Origin of the sequence: Pseudonocardia sp. (genome assembly GCF_050246655.1) — a bacterium.
Taxonomy (GTDB): Bacteria; Actinomycetota; Actinomycetes; order Mycobacteriales; family Pseudonocardiaceae; genus Pseudonocardia.
The window spans coordinates 1-3,061 of record NZ_JBFWVQ010000231.1; the positions used below are offsets into that span (position 1 = coordinate 1).

Annotated in this window: 4 protein-coding genes; all 4 read right to left on the bottom strand. The window is 74.9% G+C overall.

The features are described from left to right. The coding region (locus tag AB7J25_RS30625; protein WP_428514871.1) for an FAD-dependent oxidoreductase at positions 1-769 on the bottom strand (769 nt) is incomplete at its 3' end. After that, complete coding sequence (locus AB7J25_RS30630) at positions 766-1,011, bottom strand: (2Fe-2S)-binding protein (protein WP_428514873.1); 246 nt, start codon at positions 1,009-1,011, stop codon at positions 766-768. The genes AB7J25_RS30625 and AB7J25_RS30630, both read right to left, overlap by 4 nt. Then, positions 1,008-2,126, bottom strand: coding sequence for an NAD(P)/FAD-dependent oxidoreductase (locus AB7J25_RS30635; protein WP_428514875.1), 1,119 nt, complete (start codon positions 2,124-2,126; stop codon positions 1,008-1,010). The genes AB7J25_RS30630 and AB7J25_RS30635 overlap by 4 nt, the downstream gene beginning before the upstream one ends. Further along, positions 2,123-3,043 (bottom strand): proline racemase family protein, encoded by a 921-nt coding sequence (locus AB7J25_RS30640; RefSeq protein ID WP_428514877.1) that lies wholly within the window; start codon positions 3,041-3,043, stop codon positions 2,123-2,125. The genes AB7J25_RS30635 and AB7J25_RS30640 overlap by 4 nt, the downstream gene beginning before the upstream one ends. Between the last annotated feature and the right edge of the window lie 18 nt (positions 3,044-3,061).

Here is a 3,061-nt window from a genome sequence, read left to right on the forward strand (position 1 = left end):
CGGTGCGCGGCACCAGCCCTGCCGCGGTTGCCAGCCAGTCGCACGCGATCCGCCGCTCCCGCCCGCCGACGCGGAGCACCGCGTGCGTCACCCGATCGGTGCCCTCGGCGCGCACGACCCACCCGCCGGTGCGGTAGGGAATGCCGAGCGTGGCCGCCCGGTAGCGGAGCGCGCGCGCGAGCGTTGCGGGTCGTCCGATGAGGGACAGCGCGAAGCGCGCCACGGCGAGCGCGTCGGCCTGTTCGAGGATCTCCTCGACCACCGCTCCCTCGTGGTGCAGCGCCGCGGCCACCGGCCACGCGAGCGGCCCCGATCCGGCGATCACGATGCGCGATCCCGCGACCGGGAGGCCCGCCTTGAGGAGGGCCTGCATCCCGCCGACACCCACCACACCGGGAAGGGTCCAGCCGGGAAACGGGAGCAGGCGCTCGGTGGCCCCGGTGGCGAGGACGACCGCCCCGGTCTCGACGGCGGCGAGGCGACCGCCGAAGTCGACGATGAGCTGCCCCGGCCCCGGTGCATCGACGACCGACGCGCCGCACGCGACGGCGACCCGCGGCGGCCGGACCCGGTCCAGCAGCGTCCGTGCCTCGACGGGCAGGACATCGCCGGGCCGATGCCGCCAGATCTGCCCCCCGGGGCGCGGCGCCTGATCGAGGACGAGCACCTGCCGTCCGACGCCGGCGGCGGCATCGGCCGCGGCGAGTCCGGCCGGCCCGGCCCCGACCACGACCAGGTCGAGCCGTCGCGCGAGCACCGGCGCGCTCACGCCGGCAGCTCCACCCGAAGCCCCTCGCGCACCGGCAGCAGGCAGGATCGAACGCCGGTGCGTCCATCGACCTCGACGCGACACTCGAAGCATGTCCCCATGCCGCAGACCGGCGCGCGGGGTGCCCCGTCGCGATCCGTCCGGAACCGGTGGATCCCGAGGCGCCAGAGCGCCGCCGCGAGCGAGAGGTCTGCCGGGACGCGTCGGGGGACACCGTTGACCAGGATCGTGACGTCGATCATGCCGCGGCCTCCGCCATCGGACGGTCCGGACGATAGGGGAACGGATCGAGCGGCGGCGGCGAGCCGGTGAGCCCCGCCACGATGAGGTCGGCGGTGCCGGTCGCCATCGTGATGCCGAGGCCCTCGTGTCCGGTGGCGACCCACACCCCCTCCATTCCCGGCCACGGCCCGATCAGGGGCAGCGCGTCGGGAGTCGCGGGTCGGAATCCGACCCACGCTCGCGAGGCGGGCACCCGCGCTAGCCCGGGGATGAACGTGGTCGCCCGGGCCAGCATCCGCGCGAGGACCGAGCGTTCGAGGCGACCATCAAAGCCCACCAGCTCGCGCGACGATCCGACCAGCAACTGGCCGGTGCGTCGCGGCTGGACATTGAACGCGACCGAGGCCCCGCCCATCGTGTGCGCACTGTGGAGGTAGCCGAGTTCGACGACCTGATGATGCACGCGCAGCGGGGTCCGATCGGTGATGACCAGGTGCCCGCGCCGCGGGACGACCGGCAAGCCCGGCAGGAGTGCCGCCGCGTGCGCGCCCGTCGCCACGACGATCGCCCCCGCGGCGTGGGTGGTGCCATCGTTGCAGCGCACCCGACCGGGCTCGAGCGCCACCGCCCGCCGGACGGTCAGCGTGGCACCCAGCCGCACGGCATCCTCGATCAGCGCGCGGGCGATGGCCGGCGGGTAGCAGACCAGGTCGTCCGGGACCCGCATCGCCCCGGCGAGTCCGGGCCGCAGCGCGGGCTCCGCCGCCGCGAGCTGCACGGCATCGAGCACCTCGGCACGCACGCCGTGGTCGTGGTACAGGCGCAGCTTGTCCCGCGCGGCGCGGAGCTCCTCATCATCCGCGGCGAGCCAGAGCGTCCCGCACGGGTCGCGCTCCGCCGCCGCGGGCAGCTCGGCGAGCCACTCGCGCCACCGCGCGCACGAATGCTGGCAGAGCGCGAACTGCGCGATGGAATCGTCCATCACGACGAGGTGTCCCATCGCCGCACCGGTGCTCCCCGCCCCGGCGAACTCCGCCTCGAGGATCTCCACGCGCAGGCCCGCCCGCGCGAGCTCGCGCGCGATGGCGGCGCCGACGAGGCCGGCCCCGACGACGAGCACGTCGGGATGGCTCACGTGATCCCGCTGCGAAACGGATCCGCGGGATCGAACAGCAGCGTCCCCCGGCCGGTGATGAACGCCGTCCCGCGCACATGGGGGATGAGCTCCTCGCCATGCTGCTCGAGCCACCCGGTGAAGCGCGACCCGATGATGCTCTCCTGCCGCCACTCCGCCCCGATCGCGAGGCGGCCATGGGCGTGCAGCGCGGCCATCTTGGCGGAGGTGCCGGTGCCGCACGGCGAGCGATCGTACGCCGCACCTGGGCAGAGCACGAAGTTGCGCGCGTCCGCGTCGGGTCGGGTCGGGGGTCCGAACAGTTCCACGTGGTCGATCTCGGCCCCATCGCGCCCGGTCACCCCGTCGCGCCGGAGCGCGGTGCGGATCGCGGTGGTCAGCCGCAGCAACTCGGCGCGGTCGGCGAAGTGCAGCGGAACCCCGGGGAGCTCGGTGAGGAAGAACCAGTTGCCGCCCCACGCGACGTCGCCGGTTACCGTGCCGAGGCCGTCGACCTCCACCGAGACGTCGCCCCGCTCGAGCCACGCGGGGACGTTGCGAATGGTCACCGCGCCATCGTCGTGGAGGATCGCGCCGACCGGCCCCACGGGCGTGTCGAGCTCGACCGGCCCGGGGCCGATGCGCCCCAGGTGCGCGAGGGTGCGCACGACGCCGATGGTGCCGTGGCCACACATGCCGAGCCACGCGACATCGTTGAAGAAGACGACGCCACTGACCGCCTCGGCGCGATCCGGCGGGACGAGCAGCGCCCCGACGACGGCGTCATGCCCGCGCGGCTCCAGCACCACAGCGCGCCGGAACGCCTCGTGGGCACCCCGCATCGCCTCGCGCCGGGCCAGCACGCTCGCCCCCGCGGGCACCGGCCAGCCGCCGAGGACGACGCGGGTCGGCTCGCCCTCGGTGTGCGAGTCGATCACCTCGATCGGCTCGCGCGG

What these genes read in the sequence shown, in the direction of transcription:
- AB7J25_RS30630 (WP_428514873.1), bottom strand. Translation starts at nt 1,011, where the DNA reads ATGATCGACGTCACGATCCTGGTCAACGGTGTCCCCCGACGCGTCCCG.